Source organism: Arthrobacter ruber, assembly GCF_002954225.1.
Classification (GTDB): domain Bacteria; phylum Actinomycetota; class Actinomycetes; order Actinomycetales; family Micrococcaceae; genus Arthrobacter_D; species Arthrobacter_D ruber.
On sequence record NZ_PPTH01000009.1, the window covers coordinates 18980 to 45759 of the forward strand.

Consider the following 26780-nt stretch of genomic DNA (forward strand, 5'->3'; position numbering starts at 1 on the left):
CGTCCGCCGCAGCATCATGACGGAGACGACGCGGCCTGCTGCGAGGCCCGGTGCACGGCCCACGGCCACCGACGGCCAGCTGTCGCTCCTGCACGGCTTCGGACCGGCGAAGCTCCCGCGCGCCGACCCCGAGCGTGCATCCTCCCTCCCCGTGGCGCGGGTCATCCTCGACGCACAGCTGCCCCACCTCGACCGGTACTTCGACTACGCGGTCCCCGCCGAGATGGACGCCGAGGCGCAGCCGGGTGTCCGCGTGAAGGTACGGTTCGCCGGCCGCGAGCAGGCGGGCTTCCTCGCCGAACGGGTCGAGGAGGCCAGCACCACCGCCACGCTCCTGCCGCTCGGGAAGGTCGTGTCGCCGCAGCAGGTGCTCACCCCCGAGATCCTCGCCCTCGCCACAGCCGTCGCCGCTCGGTCCGTCGGCACCGTGAGCGACGTCCTGCGCTCCGCCGTGCCGCCCCGCATGGCGCGTGTCGAGACCGAGTTCCCCGGCATCGCAGCATCCGACGGCGGGACACGAGCGGCCGAGGACGACGGCGGACAGGAGCCGGCGCTCCCCGTCTTCGTGGAACCCCGGTCCTCCGGCAGCTTCGGCCGCTACGTGAACGGGCGCGCCTACCTGGAGCACCTCCGGGTCGGGGAGTCCCCGCGGGCCGTGGTCACGAGCCTCGGCGGGTACGGTGCCACGGCCTGGCCGGAGGAGATCGCCGACGCCGTCGCGGCCACCGCCGCGTCCGGGCGCGGGTCCGTCGTCGTCGTCCCCGACCAGCGGGACCTCGCCCGCGTGGAGGCAGCGCTCGTCGCCCGGCTCGGCGCGCCCTCCGTCGCCCGCCTGACGGGGGAGGACGGTGCGACGCCGCGGTACCGGAACTTCCTGCGCATCCTGCACGGCACGGCGACCGTCGCGGTCGGCACCCGCTCGGCGGCCTACGCGCCCGTGCGGAATCTCGGCCTCGTGTGCCTGTGGGACGACGGCGACGACCAGCACATCGAGCAGCGCGCCCCGTACCAGCACATCCGGGACGTGCTGCTGCTCCGGGCGGAACACGGGGGAGCGGCGATGATGCTGTCCTCCTTCGGCCGGACCACCGAGGCGCAGCGCCTCGTCGACACCGGCTGGGCCCACGCCATCCAGGCCGACCGCACCGAGGTGCGCCGCGCCACCCCCCGCGTCGTCCACGCGGCCGACGCCTACCAGATGGAACGCGACCCGCTCGCTGCGCAGGCCCGCATCCCCCATGCCGCGTGGGCAGCGGCACAGGCAGGCCTGAAGCGCGGGCCGGTGCTGCTGCAGGTCGCGCGCACCGGGTTCTCCCCGGCGCTCGCGTGCGACCAGTGCCGCCACCCCGCCCGGTGCTCGGCCTGCGCGGGTCCGCTCGCGCAGGCCGGCCGCCTCGCGCCCCTCGCGTGCAGGTGGTGCGGCCGCCCCGAGGCGCACTGGTCCTGCGCCGAGTGCGGCGGGACCAGGATCCGCGCGACCGTCGCCGGAGCCACACGGACGGCGGAAGAACTGGGCAGGGCGTTCCCCGGCGCACCGGTGATCTCCTCCGCGGGCGAGCACATCGTCGACAGCGTCCGGGACGTCCCTGCCGTCGTGGTCGCGACGCCGGGCGCCGAGCCCGTGGCGCCCGGCGGATACGCCGCCGTCATCCTGCTCGACGGCAACGCCCTGCTCAGCAGGGAATCGCTGCGTGCCGGCGAGGACGCCCTCCGCCGCTGGTTCGCGGCGGCGGTCCTCGCCCGCCCGTCGGAGGCAGGCGGCACCGTGGTGATCACGGGCGACGACGACGTCGCCGTCGGACATCTCGTCCGCTGGGACCCGTCCGGCGCAGCCTCGCGCGAACTGCTCGAGCGCCAGGAGCTCGGGCTGCCTCCCTCCGTCCGCTACGCCGTCCTGACCGGGACGCGGGAGGCCCTGATGCACTTCCTGGAGGGGGTGCGGACCGACGGCGTTGCGCGCGTGGTCGGACCCGCACCGGTGCCCCCGGATCTCCGGCGGGAGGCCATGCTCGCTGTCCGTGCCGCCGGTCCGGCACGGGGGTCGGACCGGAGCGGCCCGACTCCCGCCGTCGCGCTGGCCGGGCAGGGGAGCCACCGGGTCCTCCTGTTCTTCCCCTACCGGGCGGCGGCGGGCATGACGCGCGAGTTGCGCGCACGGCGCGCTGCCCTTTCCGCCCGGAGGACGGGCGAGCCCGTGCATATCCGCCTCGACGCGCTCGACGTCCTCTGACCCCTGTGCGCCACTGCCCGCACAAACGTGCACGGCGTGCATCTTCGGCCACGCTTCCGGCGGGCTGTCAAGGGGAGAGCGACATCCCCTGTTCCTTCTTTTCAGCCTCCCTGGGGAGGCATAGCGTCGATAACGGGCTCCGGTGGTGGACGGGCGCCCCCAGTCCGACAACGTGCCGAGCGTCCACCGGAGTTGAAGCGAATCCGACCGACGAAAGCGGGAACCATGTTCTTCCACAAGCAGGAGCTTCAGTACAAGTCGACGCCTGATAAGCCTGATGCGGTGTATGCCCGGAAGTTGCAGGAGGTCCTGGGTGGCCAGTACGGGGAGATCACGGTGGCCCTGCAGTACAGCTTCCAGGCGTGGAACGCGCACATCCCGGGGAAGTACCGGGATCTGCTGTTCGGTATCGGGGCGGAGGAGATGGGGCATGTGGAGATGCTCGCGACGATGATCGCGCAGTTGCTGGAGAAGGCGCCGTTGGGCATCACGGAGGACTCGGTCCAGGCCGATCCGGCGGTCGCGGCGGTGATCGGGGGGACGGACATGCAGCAGGCGATCGTGGCCGGTGCCGGTGCGCGGGCGGCGGACAGCAACGGTAATCCGTGGCAGGGCTCCTACATCACGGCCAGCGGTAATCTGCTGGCGGATTTCACGGCGAACGCGAATGCGGAGATGCAGGGCCGGTTGCAGGTGGCCCGGCTGTATCACATGACCGATGACCACGGGGTGCGGGACATGCTGTCGTTCCTGTTGGCGCGGGACACGATGCACCAGAACCAGTGGACGGCGGCGGCCCGGGAGTTGCAGGAGTCGAAGATGGAGCTGATGCCGGTGCCGAGCAACTTCCCGATCAAGAAGGAACTGCGTGAGGTGTCCTACCAGTACCTGAACTTCTCCGACGGCAGGACCGCGTCCGAGGGCAGCTGGGCGTCGGGTCCGACCCCGGATGGCAGGGGCGAGTTCACGTACCACGAGGGTCCCACGACGTCCGCGCCGATGCCGCCGCCCACGCACCCCGATGCGCGGTTCTACGGCACCACGGAGATCCCGAACACCGTGGAGAAGCTCGCCGGCACCGTCCAGGACAAACTGAACCGCGAATAGCACCGCCGGCGGTGATGTCGGCGGTCCGGACCACCGGACCGCCGGCACCGCCCGGGCCGTCGGGTCACTCCTGCGGTTCGTACCCGATGAGCCAGCAGAGGCCGAAACGGTCGACGACCTGGCCGTCGGAGGCCCCCCAGGGCTTCGGGGCCAGGGGATCGAGCACGGATCCGCCGGCCGACAGCTTCTCGAACCATCCGTGCAGGACCGCCGGCGGGGCGGTGCCGAGCAGCGCGAGCTTGAGGCCCTCGACCCGCACGGCCGGTTCTTCCGCGGCCGCGTCCGCCCCCGCCAGTGCGACGACGCCGTCGAGCACGCCGTGCGCCACCGCCGCGGGCGGGCCGTCGGTCCTGCCGAAGTCCTCGTAGGAGTGCAGGGACAGCTCGCCACCGAAGACCTCCGCGTAGAAGCCCAGTGCTGCGCGCGCGGTCCCGGGAAAGCTGATGTAGACGAGGGGGGCGGCCATGGTGACCCTTCCTGACGTGGGGAGCGGGACCGGCGACATCATCCCGCGCTACCTGATGGACGCAGACGGCCCGGCCGAATCATCGCCTCCCGGTGCATCGTCGTCGAGCAGTATCTCAGGACCGAGCCGGCAGCACGCAGAGCTCGTTACCCGAGGGGTCGGTGTAGATGCGCCAGGGCAGGTCGCCCCAGCCGGGATGCAGTTCGCGCCCGCCCCGCCCGACGATGCCCGCCGCGACCTCGTCGGGATCGTCCCCGGCATCGAGCCGGACGTCCAGGTGCACCCGGTTCTTCCCGGTCCCCTTGGACGAGGGCTCGGGGCACAGTTCCAGGAGCGGGCCCAGCAGCGACCGATGGCGCAGCGTGCGGGGGCGTCCCGGCACCGGGACCCAGCCGGTGAGCCACGACCAGAACCGCGCGTCCCGGTCCGCGTCGGAGGAGTCGAGCGGCAGCGCCGCGATCGGCCCGGTACCCGTGTACTCCGCCCGTTCGTGCATCACGCAGCAGGGGTTGCCTTCCGGATCGGCGAGGACCACCCAGGGTACGTCCCCCTGACCTACGTCGAGGTGCCGGGCACCCAGTCCGAGCAACCGGTCGACCTCCACGGCCTGCCGGGAACCGCCCCTGAGGTCCAGGTGGAGCCGGGGCCCGGCATCGGGCGGCTCCGGGACGCGCTGGAAGCACAGGTCCAAAACCGGGCCGCCCTCGATCGTGAGTCGGGTCTCGTACCCGTCGGATGCGTCGGTGAGCGTCTCGCCTCCGATCACCGCCTCCCAGAAGCGACCGAGTCGCTGGGGGTCCACGGCGTCGACGACGAGATTCTCCAGGTACATGGATGCCACCGTAGGCCAATCGGGGGACGATCCTCCAGGACCGCGCCGTCCGGAGGAGGCGCTCCGGATCGGACTGCCCACGGAGGAGTACGGCTCAGCGGCGGTGCCGCCGGCGGATGACGACCTCGGCCACGGCGAGATTGACCACCCAGCCCGCCCCCATCAGCAGCGCCCGGACGGTCACACCCGGTGGACTCGCGAGGAGCTCCGGCAGGATGAGGATCAGGGCCTGCGTCCCGGCGCCCAGCCCGATCGCGTAGGCCCGGGTCATCCAGGCACCGTGGGCGCCGATGTCGCCGCGCATCACGGCCCGGACGCCCAGTACGAGGCTGAGGGCCATGCCGCTGCCGAAGACGAGTCGGAACGCCAGCAGGAGCGGCCCGTCGCTGGGCGGGAGGACGTAGAAGAGCGCCATCCACACGCCGGACCCCGCAGCCACGAGCCCCGCAGGCAGGAGGATCCTGCCCGCGATCCGGTGCCAGCGGCGCCCACGGCGGCGCAGGGACGGCACGAACTGGAACGCGCCGAGCAGCGAGTAGAGGGTGGCCCCGACGATGTGCAGCACCACCGGTACGGGGGAGTCGAAGAACCGGGCGTTCCGTGCCGTGATGTCGGCCCCGCCCGTGAGCTCGGTGAGCCGGGCGGCCCCGGCAAGGACGGGGATGAGGCCCAGCAGGATCAGGCCCGCCGGCACGACCCAGGCCGGGGTCCTGCGGCCGGTCGTGCGCGGGCTGACCGGGGGCCGAGCCTTCTGTCCCGTGGTGTCCATCGGCGTCCTCTTCCTGGTCCCGGTCGGCGGTGCGGAGAACCGTCCGCGAGCCCGCCCCTTGTGTACGGAGTACACGATGCGCTTCACAGTAGGTGTACGGCGTACACTCGTCAAGGGGCGGATCGACGGACAGGGAGAAGCGCATGGAGGATGGAGCGGCGCCGCGCGTGCGCCTCACCCGGGACGCCGTGCTGCACGCAGCCGTCGTCCTGGCCGACGAGCAGGGCGTGGGAGGGCTGAGCATGCGCAGCCTGGCCGAGTCGCTCGGCGTCGTGCCGATGGCGCTCTACCGGCATGTGGCGAACAAGGAGGACCTGCTGGACGGGATGGTCGACGTCCTCGCGGACGAGATCGATCCGCCGATCGACACGCCGGACTGGAGGACCGCGGTCCGTCATCGGGTCCTGTCGGCGAGGAGGGCACTCCAGCGCCACGCCTGGGCCCGCAGGGTCCTCGAGACGCGCACCAGCAGGACACCGGGCGTGCTCGCGTACACCGACTCGTTCATCGGTATGTTCCTCGACCGGGGATTCTCGATCGACCTGACGCATCACGTTCTGCACGCCCTGGGAAGCCGCATGTGGGGCTTCACGCAGGAACTCTTCGACGATCCCGGAGCCGCCCCCGCCGAGCAGGCGACCGCCGTCGACGACGCGGAGGCGCAGGCGGTCCTGCAGCAGATGGCCGCCCGGTACCCGAACGTCCTCCGGATCGCCATGGCCTCGGCGCACGGCGACGACGTCGTGGGCACGGGCTGCGACGACCAGTTCGAGTTCGAGTTCGCGCTCGACCTGCTGCTCGACGGCATCGAGGCACTGCGTGCCGAAGGCTGGACGTCGCCAGGATCGGGCAGGGACCGGTAGCCGCCGCTCCCGTCGTCGGACACGCGGCAGGGCGCGGTCCCGTCAGGGATGGTCGACGAGGTGCCAGCCGCTCGCATCGATCTCGACGGCGACCGGCGCCGGTCCCTGCATGCCCCGCGCCCTCAGCGCCCGCGTCAGTGTCTCGGCGGAGGCCGTGAGGACGAACGTCTCGCCGCGGAAGCGGTCCGCGGTCTCCTCGAGGAAGCCGGCCGCGTCGCGCTCGTCCGGCAGGTCGAACCATGCGGCGACCGGCAGGCGCGCCAGCCAGGCGGGACGGCCGGCGCCCGCCGCAAGGAGCACGGCCGTGGCGGCGCACTGCAGGTCCGTCACGATCCCCTCCGTCCGCCGCGGGCGGCGCTCACGCCGCCCGGTCCTTCCGGCCACCGGGCACCGGGCGTCCGGTGAGGCGTCGCCGTCGGCCGTACTCGAGCACCGCACGCCGGCAGGCCGTGCGCAGCTGCTCTGCGGATGCCGCCCAGGAGTACGTGGCGGCCTGCTCCAGCCCGGCGCGGGATGCCTCGGCCCAGCGGCCGGGCTCCTCGAGGCTGCGGACGGCAGCCGCCACGGCGTCCGGGTCGTCGGGATCGACGAACAGCGCCGCCGTTCCGCCGACCTCGCGGAAGATCGGGATGTCGCTCGCGATCACCGGTGTGCCGGTCGCCATCGCCTCGATGATCGGCAGGCCGTAGCCCTCGGCCCTGGACAACGTGACGAGCGCCGTCGAATCGTCGAGCAGGTCCTCGTACTCCGCGTCGGACACCCCGTCGTGGAAGACCGTGCGGCCGGCGTCGGGTATGAGGTCCGCGAGTTCGGCGCGGCGGGAGGGCGTGATCCTGCTCAGCAGGTGCAGCGTGTGGCCCGGGAGCGACGCCATGGCGCGGACGAGGGTCTCGACGTTCTTGTAGGGCATGAAGGAGCCCATGTAGAGCAGCGATGCGGACCGGGGCGCGCCGGGATCACGCCGCCGTTCCGTCGACTGGGGTGCGTTGCCGACGAGCAGCACGGGCCGGCGCGTGAGGCGGTGGCGTCCGATGAGCCCGGCCGTGGTGGCGGAGATCGTGGCGACGACGTCCGCGCGGTCCAGCAGCAGGCGCTGCGGCCAGTACGCGAGGTGGTAGAGCCGCCAGAGCAGGCGGACGGGCAGCGGGAGGAACGACGGCGGCATCGGGTTCTGGTAGTAGATGAGGTCGTGCAGGGTGAGGACGAGCGGGTACCTGCGCCCCCAGGAGCCCATGGTCTGCATGGGACAGACGACGACGTCCGGCCTCAGGCGGTTGATGCGCCGCGCGACGAACAGTTCGGCGGGGGAGAGCGGGCTGGTGATCCGCACGTGCGGCACCTCCGGCAGGAGCGCGAGCTGCCGCGGGTCGCTGACGAGCATCACGACGTCGTCGGTCGCGGCCAGGGCTGCGATGAGGCTCGCACCGTAGCGGCTGATACCGTCGTGGTGGTCGGTCCGCGTGAACCGCGCGTCGAACAGGATCCTCACACGCGTACCCTCTCCAGGAAGTCCTCGATCAGCAGTGCCGCCTCGCGCGGCTTCTCGTAGTGCACGAGGTGCCCGACATCGGCGAGGACGGCGAGCGTGGCGTCCGGCACGAGGGCGGCGAGCTCGCGCTGGCTCTGCACCGATCCGATGTCGTCCTGCTCGGCGGCGATGAGCAGGACGGGCATCCCCAGCTCGCGGGCGCGGTCCCGGACCGTGCCGGAGATGGAGGCCCGGAACGCCTCGAGCACCACCCGGCGGCTGGCGAACGCGCTGAAGTAGGCATGGTGCTGCCCGTGGATCCAGCGGCGCAGGGTCCTGTCCCTCGTCTTGGCCATGAAGGCGCTCATGCCCCTGACGATCACCGGGTTCGCCAGCAGCGCGCGCCCGGTCCGTTCGGGCAGGCGGTCGGCGGCCACGTAGTACGCCTCCGCCACCCTCGACGCCACCCGGCTGGGCCCTTCGAGGGCGGGCGCACTGATGGGGTTCACGAGTACGAGGGTCCCGGCCAGGTCCGGTGCGAGCGCGGCGGCCTCGGCCGCGACGATCGACCCGAAGGAGTGCCCGAGCAACACCCGCGGCTCCCGAGCGAGGATGCGTGCGGTGTCGCCGATGAAGCGCGCATAGGTGGCGACGTCGTGCGTGCCGGGCAGTTCGCCCCCCTGACCGAATCCGGGCAGGTCGGGCAGGAGGATCCGGTGCCGCGGCAGTTCCTCGACGAGGCGCAGCAGTCCGTGGTGGTCCCCCCGGAACCCGTGCACCATGACGATCGTCGCGCCGGGTCGCCCCTCGGCCTCGAGCGCGGGGAAGTCCCACACCCTCTGCAGCGTGCCCTCCCAGGTGAGGGTCCGCACGGTGGCCTGCCGCATCAGCCCACCCGGTCGGGGTGGGAGCCGAACCGCTGGTCGCGGTCGAGCACGTCGAGGTCCGCGACGTGCGCCTCCTCGAGGGTGAAGCCGAAGACGTCGAGGTTGGAGCTGATGCGCTCGCGGGAGCTGGCCTTCGGGATGGTCAGGATGCCGTGCTGCAGGTGCCATCGGAGGATCACCTGGGCGGGTGTGCAGCCGAGCTCCTCCGAGATGCGCACGATGACCGGATCGTCGAGGACGCGTCCCCGCCCGAGGGGACTCCAGGCCTGGGTGGCGATGCCGTGCAGCGCGTGGAACGCGCGCAGCTCGCGCTGCTGCAGGTACGGGTGCAGTTCGATCTGGTTGATGGCCGGCACCACACCGGTCTCGGTGACCAGCCGCTCGAGGTGCGGGCGCTGGAAGTTGGAGACGCCGATGGACCGCACCCGTCCCTCGGCGCGGAGCCGGTCCAGGGCCCGCCATGACTCCACGTACAGGTCCCGCGGCGCGCAGGGCCAGTGGATGAGGTAGAGGTCCAGCCGGTCGAGGCCGAGGCGGTCCATCGTCGCGTCGAAGGCGCGCAGCGTCGCGTCGAAGCCGTGGTCGTCGTTCCACACCTTCGAGGTGATGAAGAGATCCTGCCGGTCCGCGCCCTCGAGGAACGCCCGCGCCGCGGCGCCCACACCGGTCTCGTTCCCGTACAGCGCCGCCGTGTCGAGCAGCCGGTACCCGGCGGCCAGCGCCGTCGAACAGAGCCCCGCGGTGTCCTCGGGCGGGACCTTGTACACGCCGTACCCGAGGACGTCGATCTCGGTCCCGTCGGCGAGCGCGGTGCGGGGAACGGAGGTGCTCATGGTGGAACTCTACCGAGGCCGGCGATGCCGGCCGTGCGGGGAGCCGGTCAGGTGTGGACGAGACGCCGTGCGGAGCCCTCGTCCAGGATCAGGTCGGTGGCGAGTCCGGCAGCGAGCGCCCCCCGCAGGCCGTGAATCTTCGATTCGCCGGAGACCACGCAGATGCGCCGGCCGACCCTGCGCAGCTCGTCGAGGTCCGGCCCGGTGCTGCGCCCGTTCAGCAGGACGTCCCGGTGCGTGCCGTCCGCCCGGAAGAACATGGTGGCGACGTCGCCCACGACGGCGTCGTTCTCCAGGGCCTCGAGATCCTCGCGGTCGAGGTACCCCCCGCTGTACACATGGCTGGGGATGCCCGAGCCGACCGACCCCACGGAGCCCACCCCGAAGATCGCCATGGTCATGCGGCGCTGCAGGTCGAGGATGCGCCGGACGCTGCGTTCCTCCCACATGGCGGTCTTCGTCCCGGCATGGTCGAAGAACGCAGGCACGGGGAACTGCTCGACGCGCGCCCCGTACGCCTGGCCGAAGCGGCGCAGGATCTCGCTCGCGTACGTGATGCCGGTGGTCTGGGTGTTGCCCGCCCCGTTGAGCTGCACGATCGTGCTGTCGTGGGTCTGCTTGCGGGTGAGGTGGTGGCTGACGGCGCTGAGCGTCGAGCCCCACGCCACGCCGATGATGGCGTTCGAGTCCACCAGGGGCCCGATGGTGCGGGCGGCCTGGATCGCGACGCGGTCGAGCACGTCCGAGTCGCTGACGGAGTCAGCGACCGGGACCACGTGCGCCTCGACGCCGAACCGGCGGCGGATGTGCTGCTCCAGTGCCGGTGCCCGTTCCGAGGGGTTGTTGACCTGGATCTGCACCAGCCCCGTCTCGCGCGCCATGGCCAGCAGCCGGGACACCGTGGAGCGTGACGTGCGGAGCTCCCGGGCGATCGCGTTCATGGTCAGGTCCTGCAGGTAGTACATCTGCGCGGCCCGCAGGGCGTCACCGGAGCGGCTGCCCTCCACGGGACCCGAGGGCGGGCCGTCCAGGGCTGAGCTACTCCTCGTCGTGGCCACTCCGCCAGTCTGGACCTCTTCTGCACGTTTGTGCAATCCGGTTGACTGGTATTCCCACGGCTCGAAGAATGAGGAGTGCAGGAGCCCTTCCAGACATAGACGTTACGGAGTAGTACCTTGAGCATTGCAGCCGACCGGATCAACGGTGAAGGCACGACAACTTCTACCCGCACCGTGGTGCAGGAGCTCAGGGACAAGCCCCGGGCGTCCGTGCTCATCATCGGTGGCGGCATCAACGGGGTCGGCACGTTCCGCGACCTCTCGCTGCAGGGCATCGACGTCGCACTCGTGGAGCGTGGCGACTACTGCCAGGGCGCCTCGGGTGCGTCCTCGCACATGATCCACGGTGGCATCCGCTACCTCGAGAACGGCGAGTTCCGGCTCGTCCGGGAGTCCGTCATCGAGCGCAACGCCCTCATGAAGATCGCCCCCCACTACGTGAAGCCGCTGCAGACCACCATCCCGATCTACACGACCTTCTCCGGCATCCTCTCCGCCCCCATGCGCTTCCTGACCCACCGCCAGGGCAAGCAGGTGGAGCGCGGTGCCGTGCTCATCAAGGCCGGCCTGACCATGTACGACTTCTTCTCGCGCGACGGCGGCAACGTCCCCCGGCACTCCTTCGTGGGCCGCAAGAAGGCCCTCGCGGCCATGCCCGACGTCCGCAAGGACATCAAGTGGGCGGCGACCTACTACGACGCCTCGGTGCACAACCCCGAGCGTCTCACCCTGGACGTCCTCCGCGACGGCCAGATCATCAACCCCGCCGCCCGCGCCGCCAACTACGTCAGCGCCATCGGCGCGGGCGAGGACGGCGTGCTGCTGCGCGACGAGCTCACGGGGGAGACCTTCACCTTCCAGGCCGACGTCGTCGTGAACGCGACGGGCGCCTGGACGGACGGCACCAACGCCGCCCTCGGCACCGAGACCCGTTTCATGGGCGGCACCAAGGGCTCGCACATCGTGCTGGACCACCCGGAGCTGCTCAAGGCCTGCAACGGCACGGAGATCTTCTTCGAGCACATCGACGGCCGGATCGTGCTGATCTACCCCATGGGGGACCGCGTCCTGGTCGGCACCACGGACATCGACGTCGACATCAACGAGCAGGCCGTCTGCACCGACGAGGAGATCGACTACTTCTTCGAGCTGATCGGTCATGTGTTCCCCGACATCAGGGTCGCGCAGGAGCACATCGTGTACAGCTTCTCGGGCGTCCGGCCGCTGCCGCGCCACGACGACACGCAGCCGGGCTTCGTCTCGCGCGACTACCGCATCGAGAAGCGCGAGGAGAAGCTGGGCGGGCGCTCGGTCACCACGCTGAGCCTCGTCGGCGGCAAGTGGACCACGTTCCGTGCCCTGGCCGAACACCTCACCAACGACACGCTCGCCGCCCTCGGGGCGCCGCGCAAGGCGTCGACGGCGGGCGTCGCGATCGGCGGAGGCCAGGACTTCCCGACCGACGACGCCGCGGAGCGAGCGTGGATCCGGCAGGCCGTCCGCCCCGGCGTCGACGAGGCGCGGGTGCAGGTCCTGCTCACCCGGTACGGGACCCGCGCGACGGATGTCATCGGATACCTTGCCGAAGGTCCCGACAGGCTGTTCAATTCCACGAAGGAGCTGAGCACGCGCGAACTCGCCTACATGGTGGAGCACGAGCAGATCGGCCACCTGGTCGACGTCCTGATCCGCCGCACGTCCCTCGCCTTCCGCGGACTCGTGACCGGGGAGCTGCTCGCCGAACTCGCCACCACGCTGGCGCCCCTGCTGGGGTGGGACGCCGCCCGGTCCGCGGCAGAGGTCGAGCTCGCCGAGACGGTCCTCGCCGAGGCCCACAGGGTGCACGTCAAAAGCCTGATCGCGTAGCGGCGCCCGCCGCCCACGAGGTCGAACCGCTGCCACGCGCAGCGGTGCAGTGCCAACGGCAGTGGTTGCCGGGGGGGAATGAACGGGTGCCGTCGAGGCGGCGGCACCCGTCGATAAATGAATAGAATGAGGAGTCAAAGATGTCTCTGGAAGTATTTGTTGCCGAAGCCTTCGGCACAATGCTGCTGCTATTGCTCGGAACGGGTGTCGTCGCGAATGTCGCGCTCGCCAGGACCAAGGGCAATAACGGTGGCTTTCTCATGGTCAACTTCGGGTGGGGCCTCGCCGTCTTCGCCGGCGTCTACGTCGCAGCCCTGTCGGGAGCGCACCTCAACTTCGCCGTGACCGTCGGTCTCTGGGCCAACGGCGACACCGCCGAGTTCGCCCCGGGCGTGGACAAGAACGTGATCAACGCGCTGGCGTACTTCGCGGCCCAGATGATCGGTTCCATCCTCGGTGCCGTCCTCTGCTGGCTCTCCTACAAGCAGCACTTCGACGAGGAGCCCGATCCCGCCAACAAGCTGGGGGTGTTCGCCACCGGCCCAGCCATCCGTTCGTACGGCTGGAACCTCGTGACCGAGATCATCGGCACGTTCGTGCTCGTGTTCGTCATCATCTCCTTCGGCAACACGCCCTCCGGCCTGGGCCCCCTCGCCGTCGCACTGCTCGTCGTCGGCATCGGCGCCTCGCTCGGCGGACCCACCGGCTACGCCATCAACCCGAACCGCGACCTGGGCCCCCGTATCGCCCACGCCATCCTGCCCATCCGGGGCAAGGGCGGCAGCGACTGGGGCTACGCGTGGGTACCGATCGTCGGACCGATCATCGGTGGCATCCTCGCCGGCATCGTCATCCAGTTCGTCTCGTTCCCCGCTCCTCCAGCCTAGGAGCCGTGCCGCGGCCGCGCGCAGCCGCCACTCAACGACACATCCAATGAAGGAGTAAGACATGTCGCAGCAGTACGTCATCGCCATCGATCAGGGCACCACCTCCAGCAGGGCCATCGTCTTCGACCACAAGGGCGACATCGTGTCCTCCGGTCAGAAGGAGCACGAGCAGATCTTCCCGAAGGCCGGCTGGGTGGAGCACGATCCCGCCGAGATCTGGAACAACACCCGCGAGGTCATCGGCAACGCGCTGGCCAAGGCCAACCTCACCCGCCACGACATCGCCGCCGTGGGCATCACCAACCAGCGTGAGACGGCCGTGGTCTGGGACAGGACCACCGGCAAGGCCGTGTACAACGCCATCGTCTGGCAGGACACGCGGACGCAGAACATCGTCGACGACCTCGCGAAGGACGGCGGCGTGGAGCGTTACAAGGGGAAGGTGGGGCTCCCCCTGGCGACCTACTTCTCCGGCACGAAGATCAAGTGGATCCTCGACAACGTCGACGGGGCCCGCGAGAAGGCCGAGGCGGGCGACCTCCTGTTCGGCAACACCGATTCCTGGGTCACCTGGAATCTGACGGGCGGCACGGACGGCGGGGTACACATCACGGACGTCACCAACGCCTCCCGCACGCTGTTCATGGACCTCGAGACGCTGTCCTGGGACGAGTCGATCCTTGCCGACTTCGGCGTCCCGGTCTCGATGATGCCGGAGATCAAGTCCTCCTCCGAGGTCTACGGGACCGTGCACACCTCGCAGCTCCTCCGCGAGGTGCCGGTGGCCGGCATCCTCGGCGACCAGCAGGCCGCGACCTTCGGCCAGGCCGCGTTCGACAAGGGCGGTGCCAAGAACACCTACGGCACCGGCAACTTCATGATCGTGAACACCGGCGAGGAGATCGTCCACTCCAAGAACGGGCTGCTCACCACGGTCTGCTACAAGCTCGGCGACGCGAAGCCCGTGTACGCGCTCGAAGGGTCGATCGCCGTCACCGGTTCACTCGTGCAGTGGCTCCGGGACAACCTCGGCATCATCAGGAGCGCGCCCGAGGTGGAGCAGCTGGCCACGACGGTCGAGGACAACGGCGGCGTCTACATCGTCCCCGCTTTTTCCGGCCTGTTCGCGCCGTACTGGCGTTCGGACGCCCGCGGGGCGATCGTCGGCCTGACCCGCTTCGTGAACAAGGGACACATCGCACGGGCAGCGCTGGAGGCCACGGCCTTCCAGACCCGCGAGGTCCTGGACGCGGCGAACGCCGACTCCGGTGTCAACATGGAGGACCTCAGGGTCGACGGCGGCATGGTCGCCAACGACGCCCTGATGCAGTTCCAGGCGGACATCCTCGGGATCCCGGTCATCCGCCCGAAGGTCACCGAGACCACGGCGCTCGGTGCCGCCTACGCTGCGGGACTGGCCGTCGGTTTCTGGAAGGACACCGACGACCTCGCGACGAACTGGGCCGAGGACAAGCGCTGGAACCCGTCCATGGACGACGCCGAGCGCGAGCGCCAGCTCCGCCTGTGGAAGAAGGCCGTCACGAAGACCTTCGACTGGGTCGACGAGGACGTCAGCTAGCCCCTGCCGGACGCGCAGGGCACCACCCGAAGGGCACCCCGGGCCGTCGCACGACGGCCCGGGGTGCCCTTCGGTCCGTCCCGGGCCGCGGCCGGGCAGGCCGTTGGTGCACGCTGGTAAAGTGAAGCCATGCGTCGCGCCCTCCTCCTTACGTAGCCGCACGGTATCCACCGTGCGGCGGCCCCTCCCTGTGAGGGGCTTTTGCATGTCCGGGGCAGGACGGCACCGAGGCGCCGTCCGCCCCCGGCATCGGACGAGGCAGTACCGCAGCAGGATTTTCGCTCCACCGACAGGACAGGTCAACATACCGTGAGCATCAACCCCGAGGCCGCCCAGCCGGACGAGGACACCTACGATTTCTCCGCCATCGAGGCGAAGTGGCCCGCGGTGTGGGACAGGCTCCAGGCATTCGCCCCGGCCGACGACGGCTCACGTGAGCGCCGCTACGTCCTCGACATGTTCCCCTACCCCTCGGGTGACCTCCACATGGGCCACGCCGAGGCATTCGCCATGGGTGACGTCGCCGCGCGCTTCTACCGCCAGAAGGGCTTCGACGTCCTGCACCCCATCGGCTGGGACTCCTTCGGCCTGCCCGCGGAGAACGCGGCGATCAAGCGCAACGCGCATCCCGCGGAGTGGACGTACGCGAACATCGAGACGCAGGCGCACTCGTTCAGGCGCTACGCGATCAGCGCCGACTGGAGCCGGCGCCTGCACACCTCGGATCCCGAGTACTACCGCTGGACGCAGTGGCTGTTCGTACGGTTCTTCCAGCAGGGACTGGCGTACCGGCGGAACTCGCCCGTGAACTGGTGCCCGAAGGACCAGACCGTGCTGGCCAACGAGCAGGTCATCAACGGGGCCTGCGACCGGTGCGGCACCATGGTCACCAAGAAGAACCTCAACCAGTGGTACTTCCGGATCACCGACTACGCCGACCGCCTGCTGGACGACATGGAGCAGCTCAAGGGGCACTGGCCCGAGCGCGTGCTCGCGATGCAGCGCAACTGGATCGGCCGCTCGGAGGGAGCGCACGTCAGGTTCCGCATCGAGGCCACCGATGGCCGGCCGGACGCCGACGTCACCGTCTTCACCACACGCCCCGACACCCTGTACGGTGCCACGTTCTTCGTCGTCGCCGCGGATGCGGACCTGGCGCTGGAGCTCGTGACCGCCGACCACCGCGCTGAGCTCGAGGCGTACCGCGAGCAGGTCCGGGGACTGTCCGAGATCGAACGGCAGGCCACCGAGCGCGAGAAGACGGGCGTGTTCACCGGCCGCTACGCCGTCAACCCGCTCACCGGGGAGAAGCTGCCCGTCTGGGCCGCCGACTACGTCCTGGCCGACTACGGCACGGGCGCCATCATGGCCGTCCCGGCGCACGACCAGCGTGACCTCGACTTCGCCCGCACCTTCGACCTGCCGGTGCGCACCGTCGTCGACACCGGCGCCGAGGACGCGGCCGTCACGGGCATCGCGACCACCGGCGAGGGGACCCTCGTGAACTCCGGCGAGCTGAGCGGACTGGACAAGGCGGCGGCCATCGCCCGCGCCGTCGAGCTGATCGAGGAGCAGGGGACGGGCACGCACACCGTCAACTACCGCCTGCGTGACTGGCTGCTGTCCCGCCAGCGGTTCTGGGGGACGCCCATCCCGATCATCCACTGCCCGTCCTGCGGCGAGGTGCCGGTGCCGGACGAACAGCTGCCCGTCACGCTGCCCGAGGGCCTGCGCGGCGAGGCGCTGGCGCCCAAGGGCACCTCGCCCCTGGCCGCCGTCGAGGAGTGGGTCAACGTGCCCTGCCCCTCGTGCGGCGGTGCGGCGACCCGCGACACCGACACCATGGACACCTTCGTGGACTCGTCCTGGTACTACCTGCGCTTCGTGGACCCGCACTTGGAGACGGCCCCGTTCGACACCGAGGCGGTCAACCGCTGGCTGCCGGTGGGCCAGTACGTGGGCGGCGTCGAACACGCCATCCTGCACCTGCTCTACAGCCGGTTCTTCACCAAGGTGCTCTTCGACCTCGGCATGGTCGGCTTCACGGAGCCGTTCAGTGCCCTGCTGAACCAGGGCCAGGTGCTCAACGGCGGCAAGGCCATGAGCAAGTCCCTCGGCAACGGCGTGGACCTCGGCGAGCAGCTGGACCGCTTCGGGGTCGACGCCGTGCGCCTCACGATGGTGTTCGCGTCGCCACCCGAGGACGACGTCGACTGGGCCGACGTCTCGCCGTCGGGCTCCGCGAAGTTCCTCGCCCGTGCCTGGCGCCTGGGCGGCGACGTCACGAGCGCCGTCGGCACCGACCCGTCGACGGGCGACCGCGCGCTGCGCTCGGTCACCCACCGGACCGTGGCGGACGCCGCGGAGCTGATGGAGGCCAACAAGTTCAACGTGGTCATCGCCAAGCTCATGGAGCTCGTCAATGCCACGCGCAAGGCCATCGACTCCGGTGCGGGGGGAGCGGATCCCGCCGTCCGCGAAGCCGCCGAGGCCGTCGCGATCCTCCTGAGCCTGTTCGCGCCCTATACGGCCGAGGACCTGTGGAGCAGACTCGGCCACGAGGCCACCGTCGCCACCGCGGGCTGGCCGGCCGTGGACCCGGCGCTGCTGACGCAGGAGAGTGTGGTGGCCGTCGTGCAGGTGCAGGGCAAAGTGCGCGACCGCCTGACGGTGTCCCCGGACATCGCCGAGGACGAGCTGCGCGAGCTCGCCCTGGCCAGCGACCAGGTGCAGCGCGTCCTGGACGGTCGCGGCATCCGCACGGTCATCGTGCGGGCGCCGAAACTGGTCAACATCGTCCCGGCCTGATGTGCGGCGTGCCGACGGTCTCGTCCTGCGGGGAGTCGATCCCGTGCGCGTAGCCGTCGTCGCGGATTCGGCCGCCGGGTTCCCTCCTGGCTGGACGGTGCCCGGCGGCCCGGCCGACGGCGTGCACCTGGTCCCCATGCCGGTCCTCGTGGGCAACGACATCCTCACCGGCGAGCACGACGACGTCACCGCACCGCTCATGGTGGCCCTCGCCGCGGGGTCGGACGTACGCACCTCGCGCCCGTCCCCGGGCCAGTTCGACCGCGTCTACGGTCGGCTGGCGGACGAGGGCTACGACGGGATCGTGTCCGTGCACCTGTCGGGCCTGCTGTCGGGCACCCTGGACGCCGCGCGCCTGGCGGCGTCGCGCGCGGCCCTTCCCGTCGAGGTGATCGACACGAGGACGGCGGCGATGGCTCAGGGCCGGGCGGCGCTCGCTGCCCTCGCGGCGGCACGGTCGGGCGACGACCTGCAGGGTGCGGCAGCCGCGGCCGCAATGGCGGCGCGTGCCTCCGCGCTCTACACCTACGTCCCGAGCGTCGAGCAGCTGCGGCGCGGTGGACGGATCACGGCCGCCGCCGGATGGCTGGGCACGCTCCTGTCCGTCCGGGTCATCCTCCAGGTGCAGGGCGGGCGGTTGGTGCCCCTGGAACGGATGCGCTCCGCCGTGCGGGGGGTGGGGCGGCTCCAGGAGCTGGTCGAGGCGGACATCGCAGGTCGTAGCACCGGTGTCCAGCTCACGGTGCACCACTTCGGCAACGAGGACGAGGCCGCGGACCTCGCCGGGCGGCTCACCGCCGTGGCGGGACCGGGGCGCGTGACGACGGCGCCGTGCCCCGCCGTGCTCGCGGCACACGTGGGCCTCGGCGTGGTGGCCGTCGCGATCTGTGCGGACTAGCCGCCCCGGAGGACCCTCAGGGCGCCGTGTGCGGATGTCCACATAGCAGCGATCCTCCTCCGACGCCCGGTTCCCGCCCCCTAGCGTGGCGGGATGGGAAAGCACCGATGGCCGATCAACGGCGACCCCTGGGATCCGCCCCTCGAGGCCCCTGCGGCGTTCCAGCGCGGGGGGAGTACCGACGGGTGGACCGGACGGGTACGGCCCGGGAGGCGGCCCGAAACACGCCTGGATGCCCGGCACGACGAGGTTCCTACCGGCTCGGTGCCCGATCAATTCACGGCGGACATCGGGGTCGGAAGGAACGCTGCGGGGCCCTCGCCCGGTGGCATCGTCGACGGGTGGGACGAGGCACCCGGGCCGGCGGTCACCCCGGTCCTGGAGGAGGCGCGGGACGCGGAACGGCCTCCCGCGCTCCCGCGGATCCAGTGGCGGGTCGCGCGCTCCGCGGCACTGGTGTTCCTCGGGGTGGCGCTGGCGGTCGGGGCCGCACTGTTCCTCGTCCGCAGCTCCGAGCCGTCTGCTGCTGCCGTGTCGGTGCAGCTCGAGAGCGGGGACGGCGAAGGAGCGACCGGGGACACGAAGGACAGTGCATCGGACAGCGGAACGCCGCACGGCCCTCCGGACGAGGAGGCCGCCCCTGGAGGTACCGTCACCGGGGCCGAGGTCGGTGGTTCCCCGGTCAGTACTCCGTCGGCGTCACCGGTCCTCGCTGGGAAGGGCGGCGGTGACGGGCAGACGATCGTCGTCTACGTGACGGGTGCGGTGACGGCACCGGGCGTCGTCACGGTGCCGGCGGGGACGCGGCTCTTCGAGGTCCTCGAGGATGCGGGCGGCCCGCTGCCCGAGGCGGACCTGGAGGGCGTCAATCTCGCTGCCGCCGCCTCGGACGGGCAACACGTCCACCTCCTGGCCGTGGGGGAGGAACCCCGGCCAGGAATCGTGGCGCCGGACGCACCGGCGCCTCCACAGGGAGGGTCGGGCACGGGCCACGGGAGTACGGCCGCTCCGGCCGGGACCGGCGCTCCCGCGGGCCTTCTCGACATCAACACCGCCACCCTCGCCGACATCGAGACCCTGCCGCGCGTCGGGCCGGTCCTGGGGCAGCGCATCATCGACTGGCGCGACGAGCACGGTCCCTTCATCGAGGCGTCCGACCTCGACGCGGTGCCCGGTATCGGTCCCGCCATGCTCGAGGGGATCCTCCCGCTGATCTCGGTGCGGTGACAGCGGCCACGCCGGGGGACGACGCCTCCAGCTCCGGGCCCCGCCCTCCGCAGCAGGAGCCAGCCGGCGCCCGCACCGTGCGCGGCTCGGGGCGGACCGACCTGCGCCTCGTGCCGTCCGCCGCGGCGGCCTGGGTGGCCGCCACCATCGCCGTCCACGGAGGCGCGACCGGGGCGACGGCGGGCGGTCTCGTCGCCGCTGCTGGTGCCCTGGTGTTGGCCTGCCTGGTCCTGCTGGCCCCCGTGGGTGTCGGCCGACGCTGGAGGACGGTGTCGGCGCAGGCCCTGCCGCCGGCGGCCGCGCTGACCCTCGTCCTGCTCGCCGCCGGGGGGAGCCTCACCCGTGCACAAGCCGGGCCGGTCGGGGACGCTGTGGAGGGCGGGATCCCGTTCACCGCGGTGCTCCGGATCTCGGGCGAACCGTCCTCGCTGGCGCCCGGTGCGTTCGGCGGCGGTGACCGGTATCTCGTCGACGCGGACGTGACCGGTGGGGTGCTGCAGGGCGAGACGTTCGCCTCGACGACGCCCGTGGTGGTCCTGGGCCCTGAGCCCTGGGGAGAGGTGGGAACAGGAGACACCGTGCGGGTGCTGGGTACGGCGAAGCCGTCCGATCGGGCAGGCCGGGCCATGGCGGTGTTCCTGCCGGCGAGCAGCCCCTCCGTCGACGAAGCCACGGGGTGGCTCGGGTACACGAAGCACCTGCGGGCCCGGTTCCGGGACCTCTCGTCGCGGGATGAGCGCGACGGCGGGCTGCTGCCGGGCATGGCCCTGGGTGACAGGATCGGCCTCGAGTCCGGGCTGGAGGCCGACATGAAGGCCACAGGCCTGACGCATCTCACCGCCGTGAGCGGCGCGAACTGCTCCTACGTGCTCGCCTTCGCCTTCCTCGGACTGCGGCTGGTGCGCCTGCCGCGCCTGCCGGCCGCCGTCGGCGCCGTTGCTGCGCTGGTGTGCTTCGTGATGCTGGTCCGGCCCGAACCCAGTGTCCTCCGCGCGGCCGTCATGGGCGCGATCGGGGTGGCCGCCGTCCTGTCCGGCCGGGGCAGGGTCTCGCTGGCCCTGCTGATGGTGTCCATCATCGTCCTGCTCGCGGTGGACCCGTGGCTCTCGGTGTCCTACACGTTCGCGCTCTCGGTCGCCGCGACCCTGGGACTCGTCACCGCGGGACCGGCGGTCGTCGAGGCCTTCGAGCGGATCATGCCGCGATCCGCCGCGCAGGTGCTCGCCATCCCCCTGACGGCGCAGCTCTTCTGCACGCCGATCCTCGTCCTGATCCAGCCGGCACTCCCGGTCTACTCCCTGCCCGCGAACGTCCTGGCATCACCCGTCGTCCCCGCCATCACCCTGCTCGGCATGACGGTGGTACTGGCGCTGATGGCCGCCCCGGTCCTGGCCCAACCGCTCGTCGCTGCTGCGCAGTGGGGGACGCGATGGGTGGCGGGGGTCGCGGACATTCTGGCATCCGCACCCGGCGCGTCCCTGCCGTGGCCGCCGGGAGCCCCCGGAGCCGTCGTCGCGGCCCTGGCATCCCTGGCGCTGCTTCTCCTGATCCGACGGGACGCCCTCATCGCCTGGTGGCGACGCGGCGGCAGGGCCGGGGGCCGGATCCGGGGCGGCCGGACCGGGACGGCACCGCGACGGGCAGAGGCCGATCGAGCTGCGGGCATGCTGCTCTCGGCCGTCACGTCCCGGAGTGGACGCACCGGGTGGAACCGTCGGGAGAGGGCAGGTCCCCGCGCGCCGGCACCGGCGCAGTATCGTCACGACCGGCTGAGGGGACGACGAGTGATCGTGGTCGTCGCCCTCGTCATCCTCGGGCTTGCAGCAGCGTACGTCGTCTCCGTTCGGCTGCGGACACCGGCACCCGATCAGTGGATCCTCGCTGTGTGCGACGTCGGGCAGGGAGACGCCGTGGTGGTGAGGACGACGCCGGGCCACGCGCTCGTCGTCGACACGGGACCCGACCCGGAGATGATGGACGACTGCCTCGACACGCTCGACGTCGCGGTGATCGACGCCCTGGTGGTCACGCACCTGCACGAGGACCACTACGGCGGCATCGAGGGCGCGGTCCGCGGCCGGTCGCTGTCCGCCCTGTACTACTCCACGGCCGAGGACCGCCTCCCGCGGGAGGTCACCGCTGCTGCGGCGACGGCCGGCGTCCGCGCGGAGCGACTCACCGACACCACCACGGTTCACCTCGCCCCACTGCACGTCGACGTCCTCTGGCCGAGGGGCGGCACCGCTCCGACAGGCGAGAACAACGCGAGCGCGGTGCTCGAAGTGGTGGTGCCCACACCGGAGCGTCCCGTCTCGGTCCTCCTGACCGGAGACCTGGAGGAGGACGCCGCCGCCGTGCTGCTGTCTGCCGCCCCCTCGCTGCGCGAGGACGGAGTGGACATCCTGAAGATCGCCCATCACGGGGCGAGGAATGGCGGCACGGCGCTGATCGAGGCCGTCCATCCGCGCCTCGCCCTCATCTCGGTGGGGGAGGACAACGACTACGGCCACCCCCATCCGAGCATCCTCGATGCGCTCGACGGGGCGGGCATCGCCGCGGCCCGCACGGACGCACTCGGTTCGTTCCTCGTGGACGTCATCGGGGACACGGTGGAGGTCAGGGTGCTGGGCTGAGCGACGTGCCGTGCAGCCGCGCCACCTGCCGTGGTTCATCACCCACCGCTGCGGCAGGGATGATCAGGCCCGACGGCGTGCTCGCCGCGCTGCTGAGGCCGTGGGGGTCCCGCGGCTTTGAGGCACCGCGGCACCGTGAAACAGTAGGAGTTCATCCGTCGGAAGGAACCCCGCCCCGTGGCACCAAGATCACCGGCCGGCCGCACCAGCGGCCAGGGCCCCGCGCCCGCCTCCTGGCGCGACATCCAGCCGGCGCCGGTCGTCCTCCTGTCGGGTCCCGAGGACTACCTCGCGTCACGGGCTGCCGAATCGATCCGAAGTCAGGTCCGGATCGCGCAGCCCGGAGCGGAACTCGTCCGCTTCGACGCCGGGTCCTACGAGGCGGGCACACTGACGATGCAGGCGAGCCCTTCGCTCTTCGGCGACTGGAAGGTCATCGAGGTCGCGGGACTGGCCCAAATGAACGACGCCTTCCTGGTCGACGCGCTCGCCTACCTCGCCGACCCGGCACCGGACGTGGTCCTGGTGATGCGTCACGCGGGCGGCAACCGGGGCAAGAAGCTGCTCGACGCCGTCAGGGCGGCGGGAGCGACGATCGTGGACTGCCAGCCCCTGAAGAAGGACGGCGAGAAGGCCGAGTTCGTCACCACCGAGTTCCGCCTCGCACGACGGCGCATCGACCCCGAGGCCGTCCGGGCGCTCGTCGCCGCGGTCGGGTCCCAATTGCCGGAGCTCGCGGCCGCCTGCCAGCAGCTGATGGCCGATACGGCCGGTGATGTCTCCGTCGAGACCGTGGAGAAGTACTACGGAGGACGGGTCGAGGCCACGGGGTTCAAGGTCGCCGACGCAGCACTGGCAGGACGGACCGCCCAGGCGCTGTCGATGCTGCGCCACGCCCTCGCCACGGGCGCCGACCCCGTGCCGATCGTCGCGGCGCTCGCCATGAAGGTCCGGGCCGTCGCGAAGGTCCACGGTGTCAGGGGATCCTCCGTGCAGCTCGCCAAGGACCTGGGGATGGCGCCGTGGCAGGTGGACCAGGCACGCCGGGAGGCGCAGCGCTTCAGCTCCGACGCGCTGGCCCGCTGCATCAGGGCGCTCGCGGAGGCGGACGCCCAGGTCAAGGGCGAGTCACGGGACCCGGTCTACGCCGTCGAGCGGGCCGTCACGGTCATCGCGCTGGGCGACGGCTGAATCCGCCCTGTCCCGGATGCCGGCGGGTGGTGAACGACGAAGGACCGGCTCCCCAGGGAGCCGGTCCTTCGTAGAGGGTCCGCAGCTTAGAGCGCGTTGACCTTCTTGGAGATCGCGGACTTGCGGTTCGCTGCGTTGTTCTTGTGCAGCACACCCTTGCTGACGGCCTTGTCGAGCTTGCGGCTGGCTGCCTGCAGAGCCGTTGCCGCAGCGTCCTTGTCAGCGCCCTCGACGGCCGTGTTCACGGCGCGGATGGCGGTCTTGAGCTCGGACTTGACCGAGTTGTTGCGCTGCCTCGCCTTCTCGTTGGTGAGGATGCGCTTCTTCTGGGACTTGATGTTTGCCACGTATGAGAACTTTCTTTGTATTGCGGACTGGTCGTGAGGGTATTTCGGCCGACCAAGACTGAGCGGCGTGGGGATACCGTATGGCGATCGGCCAAAGTGCCCGAAGACCTGCGCGGACACACAGCTATACAGGTTACCAGAAGGCGCCGGGAAACCCGAGCGCTCGGCGCCCTCCGCCCGTCCTCACCGGCAGGGCGTGGGTGCCGGAGAAGGCGGCACCACAGGGCGGTACCACAGGGCGGCGCTAGCCGAGCAGGTGGTCGGGCATGGCCGCGACGACCTGCTCGAAACGCGCGCGCGGCAGGACGGCGCCCTCGCGCCGGATGTCGGCCGGCGCCACCCGCAGGAGGCGATCGACCCTCACCTCGCTCGGTCGTCCCTGAGGGTCCCAGGCACCCGTGCCGATGTCGACGTACCTGTCATCGGCCTCGCGCGCGTTGTTGCGGTCCCGGCTCGTCAGCATCAGGCCCAGGAGGTCTGCGCCGTCGCGGCCGACCAGGAGCACCGGGCGGTCCTTGCCCTGCTGCGGGTCGTCCTCGTAGGGCACCCACGTCCAGACGATCTCGCCGGGATCCGGATTCCCGTCGCTCGAGGGGGAGTAGGCCGGCGACACGGCTCGACGCCGTTGCGGCGACCTCTCGTCGGTCCGGGCGGCGTCGGCGGATCCCCGGCGGGCACGGGTGCGCGCACGCCCCTGGGTCCGGGCGGGCTGCGTGCTCTCCACGGTGCGGATGACGCGGTGCGCCAGGGACAGGAGGGAGCGCAGGGTGATGGCCATGAGGGTGATCCTAGGCGAGTCTCCCGCCGGCGCGGTGGCGGCGCGGTGGCGGCGCGACGTGCCGTGATTGCCGGAGCCCTCCGGCCACGTGGGACACTAGGGGAAGTGAAAACGGCGCGGACCAGCCCCGGCCGCCGGAGTGGACGGCGCGGCTGCCACCTGCAGGCCGCACCCCGTCCCGCAACAGTGAGGAACCCACGTGTCACCCATGGCCCGCACCGCACCGGTGCCCGCCGCGACCGATCCGGCGATCATCAGGAACTTCTGCATCATCGCCCACATCGATCATGGAAAATCCACGTTGGCCGACCGCATGCTCCAGCTCACGGGAGCCGTGGAGCAGCGGGACATGAAGGCGCAGTACCTCGACCGCATGGACATCGAGCGTGAGCGCGGCATCACGATCAAGTCGCAGGCCGTGCGCCTGCCGTGGGAGGTGGACGGCACCGCCTACGCGCTGAACATGATCGACACGCCGGGGCACGTCGACTTCACCTACGAGGTGTCCCGCTCGCTCGCGGCCTGCGAGGGCGCCATCCTGCTCGTCGACGCGGCACAGGGCATCGAGGCGCAGACCCTCGCGAACCTGTACCTCGCGATGGAGAACAACCTCACGATCATCCCCGTGCTGAACAAGATCGACCTGCCGGCCGCCCAGCCCGAGAAGTACGCCGCGGAGCTCGCGAGCCTCATCGGCGGCGAGCCGGAGGACGTGCTGAAGGTGTCCGGCAAGACCGGCATGGGGGTCGAGGCCCTCATGGACAAGATCGTCCGCGACCTGCCCGCCCCCACCGGCAACCCCGACGCACCGGCCCGCGCCATGATCTTCGACTCGGTGTACGACACGTACCGGGGCGTCGTCACGTACGTGCGCGTCGTCGACGGCAAGCTCAGCCCCCGCGAGCGCATCCAGATGATGTCCACCCGGGCCAGCCACGAACTGCTCGAGATCGGCGTCAGCTCGCCCGAGCCGAAGCCGTCCAAGGGCCTCGGCGTGGGCGAGGTGGGCTATCTCATCACCGGCGTGAAGGACGTGCGCCAGTCGAAGGTCGGCGACACCGTCACCAACCTCGCCAAGCCCGCCGCGGAGTCGCTCGGCGGCTACCAGGACCCCAAGCCCATGGTCTTCTCCGGGCTCTACCCCCTCGACGGCACGGACTACCCCGTGCTGCGGGACGCCCTCGCGAAGTTCACCCTGAACGACGCCGCCCTGGTGTACGAGCCGGAGACCTCCGCCGCGCTGGGCTTCGGCTTCCGCGTCGGCTTCCTCGGGCTGCTGCACCTCGAGATCACGCGTGAGCGCCTCGAGCGCGAGTACAACCTGGACCTGATCTCGACGGCGCCGAACGTCGAGTACGAGGTCACGCTCGAGGACAGGCGGACCCTCAAGGTCACCAACCCGAGCGAGTACCCGGTGGGCAAGATCGCCGAGGTGCGCGAGCCCATGGTGTCCGCGACCATCCTCGCGCCGTCCGAGTTCGTGGGGGCGATCATGGAGCTGTGCCAGCAGCGCCGCGGCGTGCTCGGGGGGATGGACTACCTCTCGGAGGACCGCGTCGAGATCCGCTACCGGTTGCCGCTGGCGGAGATCGTCTTCGACTTCTTCGACCTGCTGAAGTCCAAGACGCGCGGTTACGGCTCCCTGGACTGGAAGGCCGACGGCGACCAGGTGTCCGACCTCGTCAAGGTGGACATCCTCCTGCAGGGCGAGCAGGTCGACGCCTTCAGCGCCATCACCCACCGCGAGAAGGCCTACGCCTATGGCGTCATGATGACGGGCAAGCTGCGCGAGCTCATCCCGCGCCAGCAGTTCGAGGTACCCATCCAGGCGGCCATCGGCGCCCGGATCATCGCGCGCGAGAGCATCCGGGCCATCCGCAAGGACGTCCTGGCCAAGTGCTACGGCGGAGACATCACCCGCAAGCGCAAGCTCCTCGAGAAGCAGAAGGAGGGCAAGAAGCGCATGAAGATGGTGGGCCGCGTCGAGGTGCCCCAGGAAGCGTTCATCGCCGCCCTGTCCTCCGACGAGTCGAAGGACAAAGCCAAGAAGTGA

At 70.9% G+C, this 26780-nt stretch carries 22 protein-coding genes; 12 read left to right on the forward strand and 10 right to left on the reverse strand.

Annotated elements, in window-relative coordinates; translation table 11 throughout:
- The first annotated feature begins 16 nt into the window (after positions 1-16).
- Together CI785_RS01180 and CI785_RS01185 are read left to right on the forward strand one after the other, a co-directional pair.
- Positions 17-2230 carry a primosomal protein N' gene (locus CI785_RS01180; RefSeq protein ID WP_105030282.1) on the forward strand — a complete coding sequence of 738 codons (2214 nt, stop codon included), beginning with the start codon at positions 17-19 and terminating at the stop codon, positions 2228-2230.
- A 225-nt stretch (positions 2231-2455) separates the two neighbouring features.
- Positions 2456-3337 carry a manganese catalase gene (locus tag CI785_RS01185; protein WP_105030283.1) on the forward strand — a complete coding sequence of 294 codons (882 nt, stop codon included), beginning with the start codon at positions 2456-2458 and terminating at the stop codon, positions 3335-3337.
- A 64-nt stretch (positions 3338-3401) separates the two neighbouring features.
- Here the strand turns inward: CI785_RS01185 and CI785_RS01190 are convergent, their stop codons facing one another.
- From CI785_RS01190 to CI785_RS01200, 3 genes are all read right to left on the reverse strand, one after another.
- Positions 3402-3803: a VOC family protein gene (locus tag CI785_RS01190; RefSeq protein ID WP_105030284.1), complete on the reverse strand. Its 402-nt coding sequence runs from the start codon at positions 3801-3803 to the stop codon at positions 3402-3404.
- A 115-nt stretch (positions 3804-3918) separates the two neighbouring features.
- On the reverse strand, positions 3919-4635 hold the full coding sequence (locus CI785_RS01195; RefSeq protein WP_105030285.1) for a VOC family protein: 717 nt from the start codon (positions 4633-4635) through the stop codon (positions 3919-3921).
- Between the two features lie 94 nt (positions 4636-4729).
- Positions 4730-5404, reverse strand: a complete 675-nt coding sequence (locus CI785_RS01200) for a DUF2306 domain-containing protein (RefSeq protein WP_105030286.1) — start codon at positions 5402-5404, stop codon at positions 4730-4732.
- Positions 5405-5547: 143 nt separating this feature from the next.
- Between CI785_RS01200 and CI785_RS01205 the strand changes: the two genes are divergently transcribed.
- Positions 5548-6267: a TetR/AcrR family transcriptional regulator gene (locus CI785_RS01205; protein WP_105030287.1), complete on the forward strand. Its 720-nt coding sequence runs from the start codon at positions 5548-5550 to the stop codon at positions 6265-6267.
- A 42-nt stretch (positions 6268-6309) separates the two neighbouring features.
- Here CI785_RS01205 and CI785_RS01210 read toward each other — a convergent pair whose 3' ends face one another.
- Genes CI785_RS01210 through CI785_RS01230 form a run of 5 tightly spaced genes read right to left on the reverse strand, consistent with a single transcriptional unit; the run spans position 6310 to position 10420 of the window.
- The gene (locus CI785_RS01210) at positions 6310-6597 is read right to left on the reverse strand and encodes a hypothetical protein (protein ID WP_105030288.1); all 288 of its coding nucleotides are present in this window, start codon (positions 6595-6597) and stop codon (positions 6310-6312) included.
- 28 nt (positions 6598-6625) lie between these two features.
- A complete protein-coding gene (locus tag CI785_RS01215; RefSeq protein WP_105030289.1) occupies positions 6626-7756 on the reverse strand; it encodes a glycosyltransferase family 4 protein in 1131 nt (376 codons plus the stop codon).
- Positions 7753-8622 carry an alpha/beta fold hydrolase gene (locus CI785_RS01220; RefSeq protein ID WP_105030290.1) on the reverse strand — a complete coding sequence of 290 codons (870 nt, stop codon included), beginning with the start codon at positions 8620-8622 and terminating at the stop codon, positions 7753-7755. The genes CI785_RS01215 and CI785_RS01220 overlap by 4 nt, the downstream gene beginning before the upstream one ends.
- On the reverse strand, positions 8622-9455 hold the full coding sequence (locus tag CI785_RS01225; RefSeq protein WP_105030291.1) for an aldo/keto reductase: 834 nt from the start codon (positions 9453-9455) through the stop codon (positions 8622-8624). Before CI785_RS01225 ends, CI785_RS01220 begins: the two co-directional genes overlap by 1 nt.
- 47 nt (positions 9456-9502) lie before the next feature.
- Complete coding sequence (locus tag CI785_RS01230) at positions 9503-10420, reverse strand: sugar-binding transcriptional regulator (protein ID WP_105030339.1); 918 nt, start codon at positions 10418-10420, stop codon at positions 9503-9505.
- 216 nt (positions 10421-10636) lie between these two features.
- On the opposite strand from CI785_RS01230, the gene CI785_RS01235 reads away from it, so the two are divergent.
- The 8 genes from CI785_RS01235 to holA all read left to right on the forward strand — a co-directional run bounded on the left by CI785_RS01235 (position 10637) and on the right by holA (position 23602).
- Positions 10637-12379 carry a glycerol-3-phosphate dehydrogenase/oxidase gene (locus tag CI785_RS01235; RefSeq protein ID WP_105030340.1) on the forward strand — a complete coding sequence of 581 codons (1743 nt, stop codon included), beginning with the start codon at positions 10637-10639 and terminating at the stop codon, positions 12377-12379.
- A gap of 140 nt (positions 12380-12519) precedes the next feature.
- Positions 12520-13266 carry an MIP/aquaporin family protein gene (locus CI785_RS01240; protein WP_105030292.1) on the forward strand — a complete coding sequence of 249 codons (747 nt, stop codon included), beginning with the start codon at positions 12520-12522 and terminating at the stop codon, positions 13264-13266.
- Between the two features lie 61 nt (positions 13267-13327).
- Entirely contained in the window at positions 13328-14845 is a 1518-nt protein-coding gene (gene glpK / locus CI785_RS01245; RefSeq protein WP_105030293.1) for a glycerol kinase GlpK, read from the forward strand.
- A gap of 309 nt (positions 14846-15154) precedes the next feature.
- Positions 15155-17653 (forward strand): leucine--tRNA ligase, encoded by a 2499-nt coding sequence (gene leuS, locus CI785_RS01250; protein WP_105030294.1) that lies wholly within the window; start codon positions 15155-15157, stop codon positions 17651-17653.
- A gap of 43 nt (positions 17654-17696) precedes the next feature.
- A complete protein-coding gene (locus tag CI785_RS01255; RefSeq protein ID WP_157940101.1) occupies positions 17697-18551 on the forward strand; it encodes a DegV family protein in 855 nt (284 codons plus the stop codon).
- Positions 18552-18644: 93 nt separating this feature from the next.
- Positions 18645-19778, forward strand: coding sequence for a ComEA family DNA-binding protein (locus CI785_RS01260; RefSeq protein WP_105030296.1), 1134 nt, complete (start codon positions 18645-18647; stop codon positions 19776-19778).
- Positions 19775-22411 (forward strand): ComEC/Rec2 family competence protein, encoded by a 2637-nt coding sequence (locus CI785_RS01265; protein ID WP_105030297.1) that lies wholly within the window; start codon positions 19775-19777, stop codon positions 22409-22411. Before CI785_RS01260 ends, CI785_RS01265 begins: the two co-directional genes overlap by 4 nt.
- A gap of 177 nt (positions 22412-22588) precedes the next feature.
- Positions 22589-23602: a DNA polymerase III subunit delta gene (gene holA / locus CI785_RS01270; RefSeq protein WP_240614933.1), complete on the forward strand. Its 1014-nt coding sequence runs from the start codon at positions 22589-22591 to the stop codon at positions 23600-23602.
- A gap of 86 nt (positions 23603-23688) precedes the next feature.
- Here the strand turns inward: holA and rpsT are convergent, their stop codons facing one another.
- Together rpsT and CI785_RS01280 are read right to left on the reverse strand one after the other, a co-directional pair.
- Positions 23689-23949, reverse strand: coding sequence for a 30S ribosomal protein S20 (gene rpsT, locus CI785_RS01275; protein WP_087075755.1), 261 nt, complete (start codon positions 23947-23949; stop codon positions 23689-23691).
- A gap of 244 nt (positions 23950-24193) precedes the next feature.
- Complete coding sequence (locus CI785_RS01280) at positions 24194-24727, reverse strand: type II toxin-antitoxin system PemK/MazF family toxin (protein WP_105030298.1); 534 nt, start codon at positions 24725-24727, stop codon at positions 24194-24196.
- Positions 24728-24926: 199 nt separating this feature from the next.
- Here CI785_RS01280 and lepA point away from each other — a divergent pair, with 199 nt between their 5' ends.
- Complete coding sequence (lepA, locus tag CI785_RS01285; protein ID WP_205753536.1) at positions 24927-26780, forward strand: translation elongation factor 4; 1854 nt, start codon at positions 24927-24929, stop codon at positions 26778-26780.

What these genes read in the sequence shown, in the direction of transcription:
- CI785_RS01180 (WP_105030282.1), top strand. Translation starts at nt 17, where the DNA reads ATGACGGAGACGACGCGGCCTGCTGCGAGGCCCGGTGCACGGCCCACG.
- CI785_RS01185 (WP_105030283.1), top strand. Translation starts at nt 2,456, where the DNA reads ATGTTCTTCCACAAGCAGGAGCTTCAGTACAAGTCGACGCCTGATAAG.
- CI785_RS01190 (WP_105030284.1), bottom strand. Translation starts at nt 3,803, where the DNA reads ATGGCCGCCCCCCTCGTCTACATCAGCTTTCCCGGGACCGCGCGCGCA.
- CI785_RS01195 (WP_105030285.1), bottom strand. Translation starts at nt 4,635, where the DNA reads ATGTACCTGGAGAATCTCGTCGTCGACGCCGTGGACCCCCAGCGACTC.
- CI785_RS01200 (WP_105030286.1), bottom strand. Translation starts at nt 5,404, where the DNA reads ATGGACACCACGGGACAGAAGGCTCGGCCCCCGGTCAGCCCGCGCACG.
- CI785_RS01205 (WP_105030287.1), top strand. Translation starts at nt 5,548, where the DNA reads ATGGAGGATGGAGCGGCGCCGCGCGTGCGCCTCACCCGGGACGCCGTG.
- CI785_RS01220 (WP_105030290.1), bottom strand. Translation starts at nt 8,622, where the DNA reads ATGCGGCAGGCCACCGTGCGGACCCTCACCTGGGAGGGCACGCTGCAG.
- CI785_RS01225 (WP_105030291.1), bottom strand. Translation starts at nt 9,455, where the DNA reads ATGAGCACCTCCGTTCCCCGCACCGCGCTCGCCGACGGGACCGAGATC.
- CI785_RS01230 (WP_105030339.1), bottom strand. Translation starts at nt 10,420, where the DNA reads ATGTACTACCTGCAGGACCTGACCATGAACGCGATCGCCCGGGAGCTC.
- CI785_RS01240 (WP_105030292.1), top strand. Translation starts at nt 12,520, where the DNA reads ATGTCTCTGGAAGTATTTGTTGCCGAAGCCTTCGGCACAATGCTGCTG.
- glpK (WP_105030293.1), top strand. Translation starts at nt 13,328, where the DNA reads ATGTCGCAGCAGTACGTCATCGCCATCGATCAGGGCACCACCTCCAGC.
- CI785_RS01260 (WP_105030296.1), top strand. Translation starts at nt 18,645, where the DNA reads ATGGGAAAGCACCGATGGCCGATCAACGGCGACCCCTGGGATCCGCCC.
- CI785_RS01280 (WP_105030298.1), bottom strand. Translation starts at nt 24,727, where the DNA reads ATGGCCATCACCCTGCGCTCCCTCCTGTCCCTGGCGCACCGCGTCATC.